The sequence below is a fragment of the Phaeobacter sp. 11ANDIMAR09 genome (assembly GCF_001294455.1).
Classification (GTDB): Bacteria; Pseudomonadota; Alphaproteobacteria; order Rhodobacterales; family Rhodobacteraceae; genus Pseudophaeobacter.
The window spans coordinates 95,372-113,462 of record NZ_LIKT01000014.1; the positions used below are offsets into that span (position 1 = coordinate 95,372).

The 18,091-nt window shown below is 57.4% G+C and carries 18 protein-coding genes and 1 tRNA gene; 10 read left to right on the forward strand and 9 right to left on the reverse strand.

The annotated features are described in order from the left end of the window. Position 1 precedes the first annotated feature (1 nt). Complete coding sequence (locus tag AN476_RS13275; RefSeq protein WP_054462071.1) at positions 2–1,222, forward strand: cysteine desulfurase; 1,221 nt, start codon at positions 2–4, stop codon at positions 1,220–1,222. Positions 1,223–1,288: 66 nt separating this feature from the next. Here AN476_RS13275 and AN476_RS13280 read toward each other — a convergent pair whose 3' ends face one another. Next, the gene (locus AN476_RS13280) at positions 1,289–2,845 is read right to left on the reverse strand and encodes a trimethylamine methyltransferase family protein (protein WP_054462072.1); all 1,557 of its coding nucleotides are present in this window, start codon (positions 2,843–2,845) and stop codon (positions 1,289–1,291) included. A gap of 455 nt (positions 2,846–3,300) precedes the next feature. Between AN476_RS13280 and AN476_RS13285 the strand changes: the two genes are divergently transcribed. From AN476_RS13285 to AN476_RS13300, 4 genes are all read left to right on the forward strand, one after another. Continuing rightward, positions 3,301–3,825: a hypothetical protein gene (locus tag AN476_RS13285; protein ID WP_157063754.1), complete on the forward strand. Its 525-nt coding sequence runs from the start codon at positions 3,301–3,303 to the stop codon at positions 3,823–3,825. A 190-nt stretch (positions 3,826–4,015) separates the two neighbouring features. After that, positions 4,016–5,425, forward strand: coding sequence for a cysteine--tRNA ligase (gene cysS / locus AN476_RS13290; protein ID WP_054462074.1), 1,410 nt, complete (start codon positions 4,016–4,018; stop codon positions 5,423–5,425). Beyond that, positions 5,422–7,044 (forward strand): citramalate synthase, encoded by a 1,623-nt coding sequence (cimA, locus tag AN476_RS13295; RefSeq protein ID WP_054462075.1) that lies wholly within the window; start codon positions 5,422–5,424, stop codon positions 7,042–7,044. Before cysS ends, cimA begins: the two co-directional genes overlap by 4 nt. Before the next feature lie 96 nt (positions 7,045–7,140). Then, positions 7,141–7,914 (forward strand): squalene/phytoene synthase family protein, encoded by a 774-nt coding sequence (locus tag AN476_RS13300; protein WP_054462076.1) that lies wholly within the window; start codon positions 7,141–7,143, stop codon positions 7,912–7,914. Between the two features lie 85 nt (positions 7,915–7,999). Here the strand turns inward: AN476_RS13300 and AN476_RS13305 are convergent, their stop codons facing one another. Further along, positions 8,000–9,217 carry an MFS transporter gene (locus AN476_RS13305; protein WP_054462091.1) on the reverse strand — a complete coding sequence of 406 codons (1,218 nt, stop codon included), beginning with the start codon at positions 9,215–9,217 and terminating at the stop codon, positions 8,000–8,002. Positions 9,218–9,312: 95 nt separating this feature from the next. Here AN476_RS13305 and AN476_RS13310 point away from each other — a divergent pair, with 95 nt between their 5' ends. After that, positions 9,313–9,972: a DNA-3-methyladenine glycosylase gene (locus AN476_RS13310; RefSeq protein ID WP_253279898.1), complete on the forward strand. Its 660-nt coding sequence runs from the start codon at positions 9,313–9,315 to the stop codon at positions 9,970–9,972. Then, positions 9,969–10,634 carry an alpha/beta hydrolase gene (locus tag AN476_RS13315; RefSeq protein ID WP_054462077.1) on the forward strand — a complete coding sequence of 222 codons (666 nt, stop codon included), beginning with the start codon at positions 9,969–9,971 and terminating at the stop codon, positions 10,632–10,634. Before AN476_RS13310 ends, AN476_RS13315 begins: the two co-directional genes overlap by 4 nt. A gap of 67 nt (positions 10,635–10,701) precedes the next feature. Here the strand turns inward: AN476_RS13315 and AN476_RS13320 are convergent, their stop codons facing one another. Then, positions 10,702–11,409 carry an rRNA large subunit pseudouridine synthase E gene (locus AN476_RS13320; RefSeq protein WP_054462078.1) on the reverse strand — a complete coding sequence of 236 codons (708 nt, stop codon included), beginning with the start codon at positions 11,407–11,409 and terminating at the stop codon, positions 10,702–10,704. 226 nt (positions 11,410–11,635) lie between these two features. On the opposite strand from AN476_RS13320, the gene AN476_RS13325 reads away from it, so the two are divergent. Beyond that, a complete protein-coding gene (locus AN476_RS13325) occupies positions 11,636–12,220 on the forward strand; it encodes an HNH endonuclease (protein ID WP_054462079.1) in 585 nt (194 codons plus the stop codon). 62 nt (positions 12,221–12,282) lie between these two features. Here AN476_RS13325 and AN476_RS13330 read toward each other — a convergent pair whose 3' ends face one another. From AN476_RS13330 to rocF, 3 genes are read right to left on the reverse strand one after another with little or no spacing between them, the layout of a single operon-like run. After that, complete coding sequence (locus AN476_RS13330) at positions 12,283–13,329, reverse strand: ornithine cyclodeaminase (RefSeq protein WP_054462080.1); 1,047 nt, start codon at positions 13,327–13,329, stop codon at positions 12,283–12,285. Next, positions 13,326–14,252: a citrulline utilization hydrolase CtlX gene (gene ctlX, locus AN476_RS13335; RefSeq protein WP_054462081.1), complete on the reverse strand. Its 927-nt coding sequence runs from the start codon at positions 14,250–14,252 to the stop codon at positions 13,326–13,328. The genes AN476_RS13330 and ctlX overlap by 4 nt, the downstream gene beginning before the upstream one ends. After that, positions 14,249–15,175, reverse strand: coding sequence for an arginase (gene rocF, locus AN476_RS13340; protein ID WP_054462082.1), 927 nt, complete (start codon positions 15,173–15,175; stop codon positions 14,249–14,251). The genes ctlX and rocF overlap by 4 nt, the downstream gene beginning before the upstream one ends. Before the next feature lie 113 nt (positions 15,176–15,288). On the opposite strand from rocF, the gene AN476_RS13345 reads away from it, so the two are divergent. Beyond that, positions 15,289–15,714, forward strand: a complete 426-nt coding sequence (locus AN476_RS13345; protein WP_054462093.1) for an Lrp/AsnC family transcriptional regulator — start codon at positions 15,289–15,291, stop codon at positions 15,712–15,714. A 29-nt stretch (positions 15,715–15,743) separates the two neighbouring features. Here AN476_RS13345 and AN476_RS13350 read toward each other — a convergent pair whose 3' ends face one another. After that, positions 15,744–16,211 carry a disulfide bond formation protein B gene (locus AN476_RS13350; protein ID WP_054462083.1) on the reverse strand — a complete coding sequence of 156 codons (468 nt, stop codon included), beginning with the start codon at positions 16,209–16,211 and terminating at the stop codon, positions 15,744–15,746. Between the two features lies 1 nt (position 16,212). After that, positions 16,213–16,791 (reverse strand): YqaA family protein, encoded by a 579-nt coding sequence (locus tag AN476_RS13355; RefSeq protein WP_054462084.1) that lies wholly within the window; start codon positions 16,789–16,791, stop codon positions 16,213–16,215. 161 nt (positions 16,792–16,952) lie between these two features. Here AN476_RS13355 and AN476_RS13360 point away from each other — a divergent pair. Beyond that, positions 16,953–17,038, forward strand: a tRNA-Leu gene (locus AN476_RS13360). Between the two features lie 94 nt (positions 17,039–17,132). Here the strand turns inward: AN476_RS13360 and AN476_RS13365 are convergent. Next, positions 17,133–17,828 (reverse strand): tyrosine-type recombinase/integrase, encoded by a 696-nt coding sequence (locus tag AN476_RS13365; protein ID WP_054462085.1) that lies wholly within the window; start codon positions 17,826–17,828, stop codon positions 17,133–17,135. Positions 17,829–18,091 lie beyond the last annotated feature (263 nt).

Consider the following 18,091-nt stretch of genomic DNA (forward strand, 5'->3'; position numbering starts at 1 on the left):
AATGTATGACGTAGAAAAAATCCGCAGCGATTTCCCCATTTTGTCCCGGCAGGTCAATGGCAAGCCGCTGACCTATCTGGACAATGGGGCTTCGGCGCAGAAACCACAGGTGGTGATTGATGCGATCAATCAGGCGTACTCGCAGGAGTATTCCAATGTCCACAGGGGCTTGCACTACCTTTCCAATCTGGCGACCGAGAAATACGAAGGCGTGCGCGGCATTATTGCCAAGTTCCTGAACGCGGCGAACGAAGACAGTATCATCCTGAACTCCGGCACCACTGAGGGCATCAATATGGTGGCCTATGGCTGGGCCATGCCACGGCTTCAGGCCGGGGATGAGATCCTGTTGTCGGTGATGGAACACCACGCCAATATCGTCCCCTGGCATTTTCTGCGGGAACGTCAGGGTGTGGTGATTAAATGGGTGGACACTGCGGCGGATGGAAGCCTCGATCCGCAGGCGGTTCTGGACGCCATCACATCCAAGACCAAGCTCATTGCCATGACCCATTGTTCCAATGTCCTGGGCACCGTTGTTGATATCAAAACCATCACCGTAGGCGCCCATGCCCGGGGTGTGCCGGTGCTGGTCGATGGGTCACAAAGCGCGGTTCACATGCCGGTGGATGTTCAGGATCTGGGATGCGATTTCTTCGCCATCACGGGGCATAAACTCTACGGGCCTTCGGGTTCTGGTGCGATCTACGTGCACCCCGACCGGATGGCAGAGATGCGCCCCTTCATGGGGGGGGGTGACATGATCCGCGAGGTTTCCAAAGAGGCGGTGATCTATAATGATCCGCCAATGATGTTTGAGGCCGGCACGCCGGGCATCGTGCAAACCATCGGCTTTGGTGTAGCGCTGGAGTATATGATGGAGCTCGGCATGGACAGCATTGCCGCCCACGAAGCAGAGCTGCGCGACTATGCCATGGCCCGTCTGACCGGGTTGAACTGGATCAATGTTCAGGGGCAAGCTTCAGGGAAGGCCGCAATTTTCAGCTTTACTATGGAAGGCGCGGCCCATGCCCATGATATCTCTACGATCCTAGACAAAAAGGGCGTCGCGGTGCGGGCGGGTCATCACTGCGCCGGGCCTTTGATGGATCACCTGGGGGTTTCGGCCACCTGTCGCGCGTCATTTGGGGCCTATAATACCAAGGCGGAGGTCGACACACTGATTGACGCGCTTGAACTGGCCCATGAGCTTTTTGCCTGAATCAAGGGCGAAAAGAGAGATGTGAAAGAAAGAGGGGCGACGCTTTTGCGTCGCCCTTTCTGTATGTTACGCGTCGAGATGAATGTTGAAGCGCCGACGAATTTCCGCGTCCAAGGCCGGGTCAAACCGTGCGGCAGAGCGCTCTGACAAGATCTGCTCCTTGCGCGCGGTTGCTTTTTCCAACAGGTCAGGCTTGCCCAATTCTGCCCATTCTTTGGGCGAGGTGCGATCCCCGAGCGAAGGGTAGACATAGTCCACCTGCATTCGATCCAGGGTCTGACTGGTGCCCAGGTAATGGCCGGGGCCACCCATACAGACCGAGGCGATCTGATCCAGAGCCAGGGTCTCGTCATTCACCTCGATCCCGCGCACACAGCGCAGCGCCTGGCCGATAATGTCGTCTCCCAAGATGAGGGATTCATGACAGAACCCCAAGAGCGAGGCATGCATGCCTGCAGATTCATAGACCATATTGAGCCCGGACAGGCCGGCCATGACATTAGAGCACATCTGCTCCCAGCCAGCCTGCATGTCCGGCATTTTGGAATCGCTGGCCCCTGCAGCCGCTCCCCCGGGGATGCCATAGAACTTATGCATCTGGGCGCAGCCTGCCGTCAGCAGGGCCTGCTCGCCCGAGCCCATGGTCATCGCACCAGTACGCAGATCCAGACCAAAGGGCCAGGTGCCGATAATCGCAGGCGCGCCGGGTTTCACGGCGTTTACATAGACCAGCCCGGCCAGACATTCCGCCACCGCCTGGGTGATGGCGCCTGCAATGGTCGAAGGCGCCGTGGCTCCTGCCATGCCCGCAGACAAGAGCAGTACTGGCATACCTGCCTCGATACAGCGCTCCATGACTTCGCAGCTCTCGGTGGCGAATTTCATCGGCGGCACCACAAAGCAATTGGAGTTGGAGACAAAAGGGCGCTCGCGCCATTTGTCTTCGCCGCCTGCAATCATATGCAACATCTCCACAGCCGGGGCGACAAAATCGGGCTCGGAGAAGGAGACACCGATATGTTTTGTCGTGCCGGCGGTGGTGGCATAGATCGAGTTCAGATCCATTTCCATGTTGTCAGGGATGTCACGGCACACCATAGGGCGTTGGCAGAAATGAATATTGTCCAGCTTGTCACAGATGCGCGCGGCGTCATGAAGATCCTGTACTGTGGAGTCGCGGTAGTTGCGCCCAGCCACATCCACCATGTGCACCGCAGCGCCTGCGGTGCCATAGTGGACCCGATTGCCAGAGAGCTCCAGATCGTGGCGCCCATCGCGGCTGCACAGCGTCACAGACCGATTGGCCTTTGACAGCATGTCTTCGACCAGGGCGCGGGGAAAGCGAATCCGCCCGTCATCTCCCTGGATACAGCCCGCATTGGTCAGATATTCGACACCGCTGGGGGGCGCATCTGCCAGGCCAATGGTTTCAAGCGCATCCAATGCTGCACGATGGATGCGCTCCATGCCCTCTTGGGTCAGTGGTCTAAGACCCCCCCCCTCCATACCGGGGCGTACGGGGCGCATATGGTCCGGAAGGGCACTGGCACGGGCGCTGCGACGCGCGGCGCGGCCGCCACTACGAGAGGATGCACGGCTGGGAGTGCCGGATTGATCGGTCATGATTTTGATCCTAGATGCGGGGGAATTACTGCTGTTTCAAAGAGTTAAGAACAACATCTTTCCTGGTCGCCCGCGGGCGGCACGACCTCTGGTGGCACCAATGGTGCGCCAAACCAGATTAACTACACAGCGTTCCGCCAGCATATTGGATCCTTTTACGTCTGCCCTCAGCCTTGGCGGATTTGGCGACCGATTCTAGCGTGTTTGCGACCAAAGTGAAAAAAGCGACTTCTTTTTCACACCTTTGAAGCTTGCCAAGAGGCGGCTGCGACCGGCTTTGGTACCGGCTTTCAGAAAAATTTAATCTAGCTTCAAGAGGGGAAAAGAAAGAATGGCTTTCTGCGTTTTTGTGCGGGTTCAAACCGGAAATTGGAACCGCTCGTTAAGGTATTTCCGCGACACTGAGAGCTCAGGAAAAGCCGCGCCTTGAAGGGCGCCAAAATGGGCAAGAAATCATGCCAGCTGTTCAGCTAAAGAGAAAACCATTCGCCCTGTGGCTCGCCATGGCTGCTGTGACGGTGACCGCTGTGCCTGCGGTGTCGGGGGATTGGAAATCCACCTATTTTTCCTCTGATCGCCAGGATGAGACCAGCCGCTTGAGTGCCTCTTCTTTGCATCCCCTGGGAACACTGTCCTTTTCCGCCAACCGGGACTACGGGCGGCTTGTCTTGGGCGGGAGCTATAGCCGAGGCAACGCACCTGCATACCCGGGTCTTGGCCGTACCGTGGGGGAGGAACAGTTCAGCCTGCGCGCGGGGTACGATTTTGGGAACAGTCTGGGCTATGTTTCGCTTGGACGTCAGCAGAGCCGGGGCCAGTTTGTGGAAAACGAGTCCGAAGTCCTGGGCATAGGTATGCGCGTTTCGCTAAACCGGGCGCTGCAGTTAACTGGTGAATATCTGCATCACCGAACACCGGCCGAAGCGCCAACGGGGCTCTCTGCCAGCCGTTTGACGATCGGCGCGGCCTTTCGTTTCTAGACAAGGCCCTTGGCGCACCAAAAAAGAAATGCTAGGTCATGCAAATGACCAAAACCTGCGCTCTCATTATTTGCTGCATTTCCTGCTGAAATTCTCAGCGGGCTGGTTTCTGTCGTTTTCTTCTCCTTGACAAGTTGCTAAGCCCGCGCTGCGCGCCTGCACATATGTGTCCGTCCAAGGAGCTGTCTTGATGACCTCGACCACCGTGATCAAACTGTACAATACCAAGACCCGCAAAAAGTCGGAATTCACCCCGATTGATGCTCTGAACGTGCGGATGTATCTCTGCGGTCCGACGGTCTATGACCGGGCGCATCTGGGCAATGCCCGGCCTGTGGTGGTGTTTGACGTGCTCTACCGGCTGTTGCAGGTGGTCTATGGTCGCGATCATGTCACCTATGTGCGCAATTTCACCGATGTCGATGACAAGATCAATGCAACGGCCCTGGCCCGCAAGGAAGCAGGCGCTGCGGGCACGTTGGAAGAATTGGTGGCAGAGCGCACCGAGGAAACCATTGGCTGGTACCTGAGTGATATGGGCAAGCTGGGCGCGCTCGAACCCGATCACATGCCTCGGGCGACCCAGTATATCACCCAGATGGTCACGATGATCGAGGATCTGATCGCCAAGGGTCATGCCTATGCCGATGGATCAGGCCATGTGCTGTTTTCGGTTAAAAGCTATGATGATTATGGCCAGCTCTCTGGCCGTTCGGTTGACGACATGATCGCCGGAGCACGGGTTGAGGTGGCGGACAACAAACGCGATCCGATGGATTTTGTACTGTGGAAGCCCTCGACAGATGACCTGCCGGGCTGGGACAGCCCCTGGGGCCGTGGCCGTCCAGGCTGGCATATTGAATGCTCTGCCATGTCTGAAGATCTGCTTGGGGCGAGTTTTGACATTCACGCCGGCGGGAATGATCTGATGTTTCCGCATCATGAGAACGAAATCGCGCAAAGCTGCTGCGCAAATGGCCCTGATAGCTTTGCACGATACTGGCTGCACAACGAGATGCTGCAGGTCGAGGGTAAGAAGATGTCCAAGAGCCTTGGCAATTTCTTTACAGTGCATGACCTGCTGGATCAGGGGATCTCGGGTGAGGTGATCCGCTTTGTGTTCTTGCAAACGCACTACCGCAAACCGATGGACTGGACCGAGAAAAAAGCAGGAGAAGCCGAAGCGACGCTGCGCAAGTGGCGGGCGCTGACAGCGGGCATCGAACCCGCCGCCACCGCTGCTGCCGCGGTTCTTGAAGCACTGGCAGATGATCTCAATACTGCTGGAGCTATTGCAGAGATGCACAAACTGGCCGCTGCGGGAGATGCCGCTGGTCTGCTGGCTTCGGCGCAGCTGATGGGGCTCTTGACCCCCGAGATGGGCGATTGGGCACAACAGCCCGACCTGGATCTATCGGGCTATGCGGCGCAACTTCTGGGCGCGCGTGAAGCCGCCATGGAAACCAAGAATTTCGCAGAGGTTGATCGATTGAAAGCGGCCTTTATTGACGCGGGCCTGGAAGTGCGGATGAGCAAGGCCGGTGTCGAGCTGGTGCCAGGGTCTGGGTTTGATGCCGCAAAACTGGAGGGGCTGGGATGAGCAAGGAACGGCTTTACCTCTACGACACCACCCTGCGGGATGGGCAGCAGACCCAGGGGGTGCAGTTTTCAACTGCGGAAAAAAAGCAGATTACCCAGGCACTGGATGACCTAGGCATTGACTACATCGAAGGTGGCTGGCCCGGGGCCAACCCCACCGACAGCGCGTTTTTTGACGAGGCGCCCAAGACACGCGCCACCATGACTGCTTTTGGTATGACCAAACGGGCAGGGCGTTCGGCCGAGAATGACGATGTTCTGGCGGCGGTGATGAATGCGGGGACCCAAGCCGTCTGTCTGGTCGGCAAGGCGCATGACTACCACGTGACAGCGGCGCTTGGCATCACGCTGGAAGAGAACCTGGACAACATCCGCGCCTCAGTCGCCCATCTGGTGAGCCAGGGGCGTGAGGCGCTCTATGATGCCGAACATTTCTTTGACGGCTATAAGGCCAATCCAGCCTATGCCTTGGCGGCCTGCCGGGCGGCACTTGAGGCCGGGGCGCGCTGGGTTGTGCTCTGTGACACCAATGGTGGCGCCATGCCCAGCGAGGTTAAGACCATTGTGGCTGAGGTTATCGCGGCGGGAGTACCCGGTGAAAACCTGGGCATTCACACCCATAATGACACCGAGAATGCAGTGGCTTGCTCGCTGGCCGCGATTGAAGCTGGCGCCCGTCAGGTGCAGGGCACGCTGAACGGGCTGGGGGAGCGCTGCGGCAATGCCAACCTCACCACACTGATCCCGACCTTGCTGCTGAAACAGCCCTATGCGGATCAGTTTGACATTGGCGTCAGCCAAGAGGCCCTGGCGGGGCTGACCAAGCTCAGCCGAATGCTGGATGACATCCTCAACCGGGTGCCCAGCAAACAGGCGCCCTATGTGGGGGCTTCGGCTTTTGCCCATAAGGCCGGGCTGCATGCCAGTGCGATCCTCAAGGATCCAACCACCTATGAGCACATTGTTCCCGAGCTGGTGGGCAATTCGCGGATTATTCCGATGTCGAACCAGGCCGGTCAGTCCAACCTGCGCAAACGTCTGATGGATGCCGGGCTGGAGGTGGCCAAGGGCGACCCCGCCCTGGCGCGTATTCTCGAGCGGATCAAGGAGCGCGAGGCGGAGGGCTATTCCTATGATACGGCGCAGGCCTCGTTTGAGCTGTTGGCGCGAGAGGAACTGGGCCAGAGCACAGATTTCTTTGAGGTGAAACGCTACAAAGTCACAGTTGAGCGCCGCAAAAATAAGTACAACCGCATGATCAGCCTGTCCGAGGCGGTTGTGGTGGTCAAGGTCGACGGCGAAAAGCGCCTGTCTGTCAGCGAGTCGATGGATGAAACTGGCAGTGACCGCGGACCTGTCAACGCATTGGCCAAGGCATTGGCTAAGGATTTGGGGCGCTATTCTGCGGTGATCAACGATATGCGCCTGGTTGATTTCAAGGTCCGTATCACCCAGGGCGGTACCGAGGCGGTTACCCGGGTTATTATCGACAGCGAAGACGGTCAGGGCCGCCGCTGGTCGACAGTCGGGGTGAGCGCCAATATAATCGACGCCTCCTTTGAGGCCTTGTTGGATGCGATGCGCTGGAAACTGATGCGGGACTGCGGAGATCTCAAGTGAACTCTCAGGGGTCGTGCCCGCATGCGGAGACGCGGGGTCGCTTAATCTGGTTGCGGTTATCCGCGTACAATAGGCAGGTCAAAGGGACACTGGCGGATGTTTGATGATGACCTCACAAGCTGTGCTGAGCTGGTCCAAAAGGGGGACCCAGATCGTTTTATGGCGGTGATGGCGGCTCCGACCGAGGCCCGGCCGCTGCTGTTTGCGCTTTACGCTCTTAACATAGAATTGGCGCGGGCCCCCTGGGCCAGCCAGGAAAGCATGATCGCCGAGATGCGGGTGCAATGGTGGCGCGACATTGGCGCCGAGATCGCACAGGGAGGCCCGGTGCGGCGGCACACGGTTGCGACACCTCTTGGTCGTTTGCTGCCTGCGGAACTGGCCGGGCATATTGACGCCATGGCAGAGGCGCGGCGCTGGGATATTTATACCGACCCCTTTGAAGATGAGGCAGCTTTTGATCGCTACATTGATGCCACCTCTGGTGGGGTGATGTGGATGGCAGCGGCCTCTCTGGGCCAGGCCGATGAAGCTGTGGTTCGTAACTTTGCCTATGGGTTAGGGGTCGCCAATTGGTTTAAGGCAATACCGGAACTGGTTGCTCACAAACGCATCCCCTTGTTGGATGGCACACCTGAGGGGCTGCGCCAGCTGGCGCGTAGAGGCCTGGACCGCATCCAGCAGGCGGAGAGACGGCGCGCCGAAATCTCCAAAGAGGCCGGTGTGGCGCTGCTTTCTGGCTGGCAAGCCAAGGCAATCCTAAGGCAAGCCCTGCAAGAGCCTGACCGGATCGCCGAGGGTCGCCTGGGGCAAAGCGAATTTCGTCGCCGCATCGGCTTAATTTGGCGCGCCGGTTGCAGAAGATGGTGAGCTAACTTCCTGGTTCAAGCTATGGTGGGAAATGAAAAAGGCGCCGCATGCAGGCGCCTTTTTCTGTCTTGGGAATGTGGGTGGTTCAGGCCTCTTTGGGGCGCATTACCAGCCAGAGCAACGCGCCACCGGCGAGTACAAGGAAGGGGGCCATGGCCATATTGACGGCGTTCCAGCCCTCAATCGGATCACCGCCTGAACAGTTCATCAAACCGCCAGAAGCAAGCGAGGCCATTGTCACGCCGCCAAAGACCAGAAGATCGTTCAGACCCTGCATGCGGCCACGTTCCTCGGTGGTGTGAGAAGCGGTGAGCATCGAAGTTGCGCCGATAAAGCCAAAGTTCCAGCCGACGCCTAGCAGGATCAGTGCGACAAAGAAGTTTTCAAGCTCGACCCCCTGAAGGGCAACAGCACCAGCCCCGGCCAGGATGATCAGCCCGGCTGCGACGATCTTTTGCACGCCAAACCGCGCGATGAGATGACCAGTAAAGAAGGAGGGCACATACATCGCCAGAACGTGAAGCGAGACCACATCGGCGGCATTGCCTTCGGTAAAGCCGCAGCCCACGACGGCCAATGGGGTCGAGGTCATCACCAGGTTCATCAACGCGTAAGACACCATGGAACAGATTACCGCCACGGCAATCGCCGGGGTTTTCAGCAGTTCCATGCGGCTGCGACCTGCGGGCAGGTCTTCGCGTGGGGGGGCGGGTTTGGGGATGTCCAAAAAGAAGAACAATCCAGAGCCCAAAACGTTGATGGCAATCACCGTCAGATAGGTGCCCAAGAAGGGAATGACAAAGACCTGGCTGGTGGCCTTGACCAGTTGTGGACCCAGCAGTGCCGAGAGCAGACCACCTGCCATCACATAGGAAATCGCCTTGGGGCGAAAGCTGTCAGAGGCGGTATCTGCGGCGGCAAAGCGGTAAAACCCATGAGCGCTCATGTAAACCCCCGTCAGCAGGCTGCCCAGCAGGAAGATCGGAAAGGAGCCGAGATAGAGCCCATAGGCCCCAACCAGCCCACCAAATGCGCCAAAGATTGCCCCGGTAAAGAACCCGGCGCGGCGTCCCCATTTCTGCATGATCGATGAGATCGGCGTTGCCGCAATCATCGACCCGGCCACGATCAGCGAGATCGGCAGAGTGGCAAAGCAGGGGTTAGATGCCAGGGACTGGCCAGCCAGCCCGCCAATGATAAAGATCATCGGCATCTGCGAGCCGAGGATTGCCTGGGCCAATACCAGGATGGCGACGTTTTTCTTGGCGACGCTGTCGCTTGGGGTGGTCATGTGAACTGTCATATGGGATGCGTAGCGATCATGGGTTGAGGGAACAAGCAGCAAGCGCTGAATTGGTACAATCTTCTGGCCAATGTGGATGTGAAGGAGGCTCTGACGTGACGTCATTCATAAGGTCGGCAGCTCCGGCGGCTGGGCGGATTATCCATTCGGAGGACTGTGTTGCCGAAGGTGCGGCCTGGCTGGCTGCATCAGACCCGCGGTTTGCAGCCGCTCTGGTGCACTGCGGACCGCTGCCCCTGCGGAGGAAGCCGGATGGCTTTGGCGAATTGCTCAGCGCGATTGTCAGCCAACAGGTGAGCGTGGCCTCGGCCAATGCAATTTGGCAGCGCCTGCGGGATGCCGAGCTTACCACCCAGAACCAAGTCCAGGCCGCAACCGAAGAGGATCTGCGGGCGGCAGGGTTGAGCCGTCAGAAAATTAGGTACGCCAAAGCCTTAGCCGATGAAAATATTGATTTTGTGGCGCTACGCGACCTGGAGACAGAGGGTGTGATCAAGACTCTGACCCGGGTCACGGGGATTGGGGTCTGGACCGCCGAGATCTACGCGATGTTTTCCCTGGGGCGGGCCGATGTCATTGCCCCTGGTGATCTGGCGTTGCAAGAGGCGGCCAAGGTGCTGTTCGATTTGCCCAAACGCCCCACCGAGCGGGAGCTGCGTGCGCTTGCAATGGCTTGGTCGCCCTGGCGGTCGGTTGCGGCTCGCATCCTCTGGGCCTATTACCATGTGGCAAAGGACAGGGAAGGGATCCGATGACTCGTGTTTTGAAAGCTGAGCGCAGAGAGCCGCTCTCCGGGGTGACCCGATCCGTGGTGGTGTTTTTGCACGGCTATGGTGCAAATGGCGCCGATCTTTTGGGTTTGGCGGATCCGCTGGGCGAACACCTGCCCGACACGCTGTTTGTCGCGCCAGATGCCCCGGAGAATTGCACTGGTGCACCAATGGGTTATCAGTGGTTCCCAATCCCTTGGATTGATGGTTCCTCTGAAGAGGAAAGCATGCGCGGCAGGAATGCATCGATCGAGGATTTGAACGCCTTTCTCGATGCTCTGATGGTGGATGAAGACGTGCTGCCAGAGCAGGTGGTGCTGTTTGGTTTCTCGCAGGGCACCATGATGAGCCTGCATGTGGCGCCGCGGCGCGAAGATGCCGTGGCTGGCATCGTTGCCTTTTCGGGCCGCTTGCTGTCGCCGGATACGCTCAAGGACGAGGTGGTCAGCCGCATGCCGGTGCTGTTGGTGCATGGGGATGCCGATGACGTGGTGCCGCCACAATCTCTGCCAGAGGCCGCCGAGGCGCTGGATCAGGCGGGGTTCAAGGACGTATTTGCTCATATCATGAAGGGCACCGGCCATGGCATCGCTCCGGACGGATTGAGCGTTTCCCTCGCCTTTATGCGCGACAAGCTTGGGCTGTAACATGTTGAATTAACTGAATGTAGGCGGTTTCGCCTACATTCGATGTCCATCGCTGGATTTTGTCCAGTCAGGGCTTTCTGGAACGGTCCCGCTTGTCCGGGTTGCTTGGCGCGCCCCGATGTCTTGGTTTGCCTTTGCCGGGTACTTTTCCGTTTGGATTTTTGTGTTTTTGCGCGCGCCGATTGGGCAGTTGCGACGGTTTGGCCGGTCCGGGAATGGCCGGCACCTCCAGATCCTCCCAGCCCCCCTGTGGCAGACCATCGAGGCTCCATGCCCCGATGCTGTAGCGGATAAGGCGCAGCGTAGGGAAACCTACCGCAGCTGTCATTCTGCGCACCTGGCGGTTTTTTCCTTCCTTTAGCGTCAGGGAAATCCAGCTGGTTGGAATGGACTTGCGCTCCCGGATGGGCGGGTTTCGCGCCCAAAGCTGCGCTGGCTCCCGCATAAGATGGGCCTGAGCTGGGCGAGTCTTGCCATCCTTTAGCTCAACGCCTTGGGCCAGTGCTTTGAGCGCGGCGGCGTCTGGGGTGCCCTCGACCTGAACCCAGTAGGTTTTGGCCATCTTGTGCTGTGGATCGCTGATCCAGGCCTGCAACCGGCCATTGTCGGTCAGCAGCATCAGCCCCTCGCTGTCCCGATCCAACCGTCCAGCCGCGTAGACGCCGGGGCAGTCAATAAACGTGCTCAGCGTTTGGCGGGGACTGGCCTCGCTGCCGGAATCGGTGAATTGCGGCAGGACATCAAAGGGTTTGTTAAAGCGAATAAGGCGGGTCATGGGCGTGATCCATAGGCAGTCAGGGAGGGGCTGGCAAGCCATCTAAGGCGCGCGTGCGCAGTCTGTCATAGCCTTGTCATAGGCCGCTGGTAGCGATCCTGCGAAATCTTGTGGCTGGCAGGGGCTTGTCAGCGCAAAACCACGATATATAGTTTAACCTATGCTGGGGCGGGTTCCCCGCTCTGGTGCCGAAAACCGGCAGACAGGGCGAGGAAGACGTAACATTATGGATGGCGATTTCAGAACCGACTTTGTAAGAGAACCTGGCGCATTGCGGCGGCACCCGGCTTTGGTGCTCAATGCGGATTATCGGCCGCTGTCTTATTATCCGCTGTCGCTGTGGAGTTGGCAGGAGGCCGTAAAGGCGGCCTGGCTGGACCGGGTCGATATTCTGGCAGAGTATGACGATGTGGTTCACAGTCCGAGCACCCAGATCCGAATACCTTCGGTTGTTGTTCTCAAAGACTATGTCAAACCTCAAAAGCGCGTGGCTTTCACGCGCTTTAATTTGTTTTTGCGGGATGAATTCTGTTGCCAGTACTGCGGGGCCCGCGGAGATCTGACCTTTGACCATGTGGTGCCGCGCGCGGCTGGCGGGATCACCAGTTGGGAAAATGTTGTAGCGGCCTGTTCGCCCTGCAATTTGAAAAAGGGGTCAAAACCCCTGCATATGTTGGGCATGTCGCTGCGCAAAGCCCCCAAACGTCCGGGAGCGGAAGAGTTGCGAAATACCGGGCGAAAGTTCCCACCCAACCATCTGCACGACAGTTGGATGGATTTTCTGTATTGGGATACCGAACTGGACGCCTGACAGCGCTAAGTTTACTCAGGAGATCCGTGTCACGGGATCTCCTCCCCCTCCAAACCGGCCAGTCAGCCCTGGGCGCGCTGGAGCATGCCAAACAGATCCCGTGGATCATCTGGGTCTGCCAACATGTCGAGATCAATAAAGAAATCAGTGTCTTTGATGCGGTCCCGGATGTAGCGCAGGGCGCTGAAGTCTTCGATGGCAAAACCGACGCTATCAAACAGGGTGATCTGTTTGTCATCACGCCGTCCGGGTTTGCGTCCCAGAACAACTTCCCAAAGCTCGGTGACGGCAAAGTCTTCTGGCATCTGCTGGATTTCGCCCTCAACGCGGGTTTGCGGCGGAAACTCCACAAAGACATCCGAGCGGGTCAGAATACCTGCCGCCAGTTCCGTCTTGCCAGGGCAATCGCCGCCGATAGCGTTGATGTGAACGCCTGGGCCAACCATGTTATCGGTGAGGATCTTTGCGTTTTGCTTGTCGGCGGTGCAGGTGGTCAGGATCTGTGCGCCTTCAATGGCTTCCTCTGGGGTGGCACATTTCACCACCTCCAGACCGGCTGCCGCGAGATTGCGAGCGCATTTTTCCGTTGCGGCCGGGTCCTTGTCGTACAAACGCACGGATTTTAGGCCACAGATTGCCTTCATTGCCAGGGTCTGGAACTCTGACTGGGCGCCGTTGCCGATCATTGCCATGGTGTCTGAACCATTTGGTGCCAGGTGCTTAGCCACCATTGCTGAGGTCGCCGCTGTGCGCAGCGCGGTCAGCATTGTCATCTCAGTCAAAAGAACCGGATAGCCCGTGTAGACATCGGCTAACAGACCAAAGGCGGTGACCGTCTGCAGGCCCTCGCTGGTGTTTTTGGGATGTCCATTGACGTATTTGAACCCATAGGCCTCACCGTCTGATGTGGGCATCAATTCAATCACGCCGACTTCAGAATGGCTGGCAACGCGCGGGGTCTTGTCGAACAATTCCCATCGTTTGAAATCCGCTTCAATATAGTCTGCCAAATCACGCAGCATGTGTTCGATACCGATGCCATGCACCAGGCGCATCATATTGTCGACGCTGACAAAGGGAACAAGAGCTTTATGCGAGGGGGCGGTCATGACGGTGTCCTTTCGCGGGGGCTAAGGTGGATACCTGCCAACATGCAGCGCACCGAACCTCCGGCTGTTTCAATCGTAGGAATGGCAAGCGGCAGCAGGGTGGTGCTGCGCTCGATTGTGGCAATTTGGTCTGGTTTCAGCACGCTGAGGGCCCGCGAGGACAGGGCCAATAGGGAGGTTTTTCCAGTCAGGGCAAAGACATTGCCGGCAAAGTTCTGAATTTGCTCGGCGCTAAGGTCGATAACCTCATGACCGGTTTCTTCCAGCCGCGTGGCGATCTCGGCCCGCCGTTTTGGGTCACTGATCATAGAGAGGCAGATCAGAGCAAAATCCGTGCCGATCCCCATCAAGACATTGCTGTGATAGACCTCACAGCCTGCGGCATCGCGGGCGTCAAAGGCCATGGGCTCATAGTTGAAATGGGTGCAGAAGCGTTCCAGGAGCACCGGATCGGCGCGATTGGACTGCACCGTATAGGCAATGCGGCCCACATGGTCGAGCACCATGGCACCTGTGCCTTCGAGGGCTAAATTGTCCTCTTCCAGACCTGAAAAATCGATAACGTCCTGCACCCGGTAGCAGCGCTTCAGTTCCTCGATGACATCCCAGCGCCGTTCCAGTCGGCGATTTGGGGCATACATTGGATAGATCGCGATATGGCCGCCGGGATGGGTGGAAAACCAGTTGTTTGGGAAAACACTGTCCGGTGTTTGGGTGCCAGTGTCATCAAAGACATGCACGTGCACCCCGGCAGCGCGCAGTTTTTCGACTGCGGTATCAAACTCTTCCAGGGCATTCTGGCGCATGATTTCAGGGTCGCCATCCATGGTTTGAAAGGCGTTGTCCCCTTTGGTGTCGGGGTTTGAGCGGAAATGGTGGGGCCGGATCATCACCACCGCTGCAGGGGCTTGTAGCGTGTTCAATTGTAGCTCCGGGTCGGGCGATCAAAGACACGGCGGCCGAGCGCAGAGGCGCAGAGCTCGACCATCAGATGCGCGGTGCGGCCACGTTCATCGAGAAAGGGGTTGAGCTCTACCAGATCCAGAGAGGTCATCAGACCGGAATCATGCAGCATTTCACAGACCAGATGGGCTTCACGCACGGTAGCACCGCCGGGCACTGTGGTGCCAACAGCCGGGGCAACCGAGGGGTCGAGGAAATCCACGTCCAAGGAGACATGCAGCAGCCCATTGGCCGCAGCAACCCGGTCCAGAAAGCGCGCCAGCGGGCCGGCAATGCCGTTCTCATCAATATCGCGCATATCGTGCCGGTGAATGCCGCTGCCTTCCAGCGCCAGGCGCTCTGGATCGTCAACCGAGCGCAGCCCGATCATACAGACGTTTTCCTGAGGGACCGGGTTGGCGACCCTGGGGAAGCCGTTGAACCCTTCGCGGCCAGTGAAATAGCCAACCGGGGTGCCATGGAGGTTACCACTATCGGTGCTATTCGGGGTGTGGAAATCTGTGTGGGCATCGAGCCACAAGACAAAGAGAGGGCGCTCAACCGCGGCCGCATAATTGGCAACACCCGTGACTGACCCCAGCGACAGGGCGTGGTCGCCCCCTAGGAAGATGGGCAACCCTGTGGCCATGGAACTCTGTGCCACATCGGCCAAAGCCTTGGTCCAACCGATTGTTTTGTTAAGCTGAAAAATGGAGCTGTCCTCTGGGTCCGGCTGATGAGCCGCCGGGGAGAGATTGCCCAGATCGGTTACGCGATGCCCGAGACCAGAGAGCGCTTCGGTCAGCCCAGCCGTGCGAAAGGCATCCGGCCCCATTAGGCACCCGGACCTGCGTTTGCCACTGTCTACAGGGGCACCAATCAGAATACAGCTCTTTTGCGTCACGGCTAAGCTCTCCACTTTTATTCCAGTAAGATGTAGAAATCTCCGAAATGGGGTGGTTGAAACCGATCAATTTCACCGATATGGACATATATCTTTCAAAATGGAGGTCGGAATTGGATAAAACGGACGAACGCTTGATTGCCGCGTTGCGGCACAATGCCCGCGCCAGTCTATCGGATTTGGCTTTGCAGCTGGATTTGTCCCGCACAACGGTTCGCGCCCGGATCGAACGGTTGCAGCTACGCGGTGATGTGCTTGGCTTTACGGTTGTTCTGAAAGAGGATGTTCTGCGCGACCCGGTGCGTGGCTTGATGATGATCGGGATCGAAGGGCGCGGCGCCAGCCGCATCACCCGCCAGCTCCAGGGGCTGCCTGAAGTTCGGGCTATTCATACCACCAACGGGCGTTGGGATCTGATTGTCGAACTTGGCACGGAAACCCTGGAAACACTTGATGCTGCCCTGGCCAAGATCCGCACCTTTGATGGTGTCGTCAGCAGTGAAACAAATTTGCTTTTGGCGACGAAAAAGGAATCCTGACGCGATAGCCCTTGGAAAGGTCTAAAAGACTAGGATTTGCTGCGGGCTGCTGCAATCCATACGGCGGCCAGCGCGATGGACAGGATGGCGTTCCAGCTGGCCATCGAGAGTGAGAATAGTTCCCATGGCACCTCATCGCAGCGCACCAGCGGGGCTCCCATGATCTGTTGCATCAGCTGTTCAGGTGTCAATCCGTCAATCGGGCCGGATGTGCAGGTTGTCGGTCCCTCCCAGAACCCGCGCTCAACTCCGGTGTGATAAAGGCCAATTCCAGCTGTGGTCAGCGCGGCCAAAGCGCCAAGGTACAGCAGCACTGTGAGGCTGCCGACAGGGAGGAGCACGGCGAGGACGCCAATGCCCACAGCGGCAAGATGCGGATAGCGCTGCCAATAACACATTTTGCAGGGTGGCATTTCCCCGATGTATTGAAACCCCAATGCTCCCAGCATCATGGCGGCTGAACCTAAAGTCGCAGTCAGAACCAGAATGCGTTTCATATTACAGATACCTCAGCACGAAAAAACCGCCAAACAGGAGCACCACAAAGGCTGTAAAGACAAGACCTAAACGCCGTTCGATGAAGTCACGAATTGGTGAACCAAAGGCCCGCAGCAATCCGGCCACCACAAAGAAGCGCAGCGCGCGCGCGAGCAGTGAGGTGGCAAGGAAGGTCATCAGGGGCATACCGGTCCAGCCGGACATGATGGTAATGACCTTGTAGGGAAAGGGGGTGATCCCGGCTCCAAGCACAGCCCAGAAGCCAAAGTCGTTGAATTTATGATTGAATTCCTCGATCGCCGCGCCTTTTCCCATGGCTTCCAGTATCGGCTGGCCCAGACTTTCATAGAACATGGCGCCAATCGCATAGCCCAACAGCCCACCAGCAACCGAGGAGACAAGTGCAACCAATGCAATCAACCATGCGCGCGAGGGGCGGGCCAGAATCATCGGAATCATCAAAACATCCGGGGGGATGGGGAAAACCGAGCTTTCCACAAAGGAAACCGCGGCAAGCCACCACAGGGCATGGCGGTGGTCCGCTAGGGACATGGTGTGATCGTAGAGCCTGCGCAGCATCTGAAATACCTTTGCTTTTCCCTGTCTAAGGGGCCTCGCATGGGGGGCGGGCAAGGTCAACATCCGCAGAATAACTGCAGTGGAATCTTGCCATTTTTCTACATCCAAATTCACTTTTTCCTCTGGACCTGGGGTTCAGGCTTGGGTAGGAACGGGACGTTGCCCAAGTGGCGGAATGGTAGACGCAGGGGATTCAAAATCCCCCGCTGGTGACAGCGTGCCGGTTCGAGTCCGGCCTTGGGTACCATTAAAATCAAGGTCTTGCGTGAATAAATTCATGCGGGGCCTTGTTTCTTTTCAAGATCACTTACACACGCTCCTTATGTTCTCTTTTTGGTCGCTTATGTGCTACGATGTTGTGCCGGCTTTAATAGGGCTTTTCGATTTTTCTTCTTTCCGTAGTAGGAAACCATCTCAGGACTTTGGTTTGTCACTGCTTGGATTTCTGCATCGGAACAGCCTACCTCGGCCAACCGGATAATTGCCAATTTCCTCAGCCCATACACAGCCTGTAGTTTAGCGGACTCTCCCAAGCTATTGTGCCCGCGCCCAAAAGCTTTCTCTACTGAATCGTATCCAAGTGGCTCCGTTAGGTTCTTTGCGAGTACATACTTTCCTTTTAGCTCTCGACTAGACAGATAATCCCTAAGGTCTTTGGTGCAGTAAGTTTCAAAGTACTCTCCGCCTTTTTCGTCCAATACTTCCATCCAATCTCCGGAGAAGCGTATATCCTCCAAGGAAATCGCTTCATTGGGGCGTTGGCCTGTGCCCAATATCAACTCAGCAGCCGTTCGAACTGTGTCGGGTGCCTCGGATAGTTTGCAAATCACCCAATCCGGACAAGGCTCAAATTCTCGCTGTTTTCCGTAGTGATCGATACCTTTTGTTGGATTGTCACCAATGGGCCAGTCCAATTTGTCCTTTGCGTAATTCCAAAGATGGCTAATCACTTGCAGCCGCTTGTCAGCCTTTCGGGGCTTTCTTGCCATCTTCGCATGAATTTTGTTTGCCAGTGTTTCGAACAGCTTTGTTTGCATTCTTTATTAGAATTTCGTCCATGTCTCGCGAGTATGATTTCTTTGTGCCCGCTTATAGGCGTCCCAGGATACGCGGATCGGATATCCACGCCCTAATGAGGTCTCCCCAAGTGTGTTTTACTTCCGGTTTTGCCGCTCATGCTGTCCTGCTTCGCATTGCGAATACAGTGCGTCTAAGTATCTGACGTCAGCACCAGTGGGACAGATTTGATGATTTGAACTGGCGTGCCCCCATTGGGTGGTCCGGTTTGATTGTTAGTGTA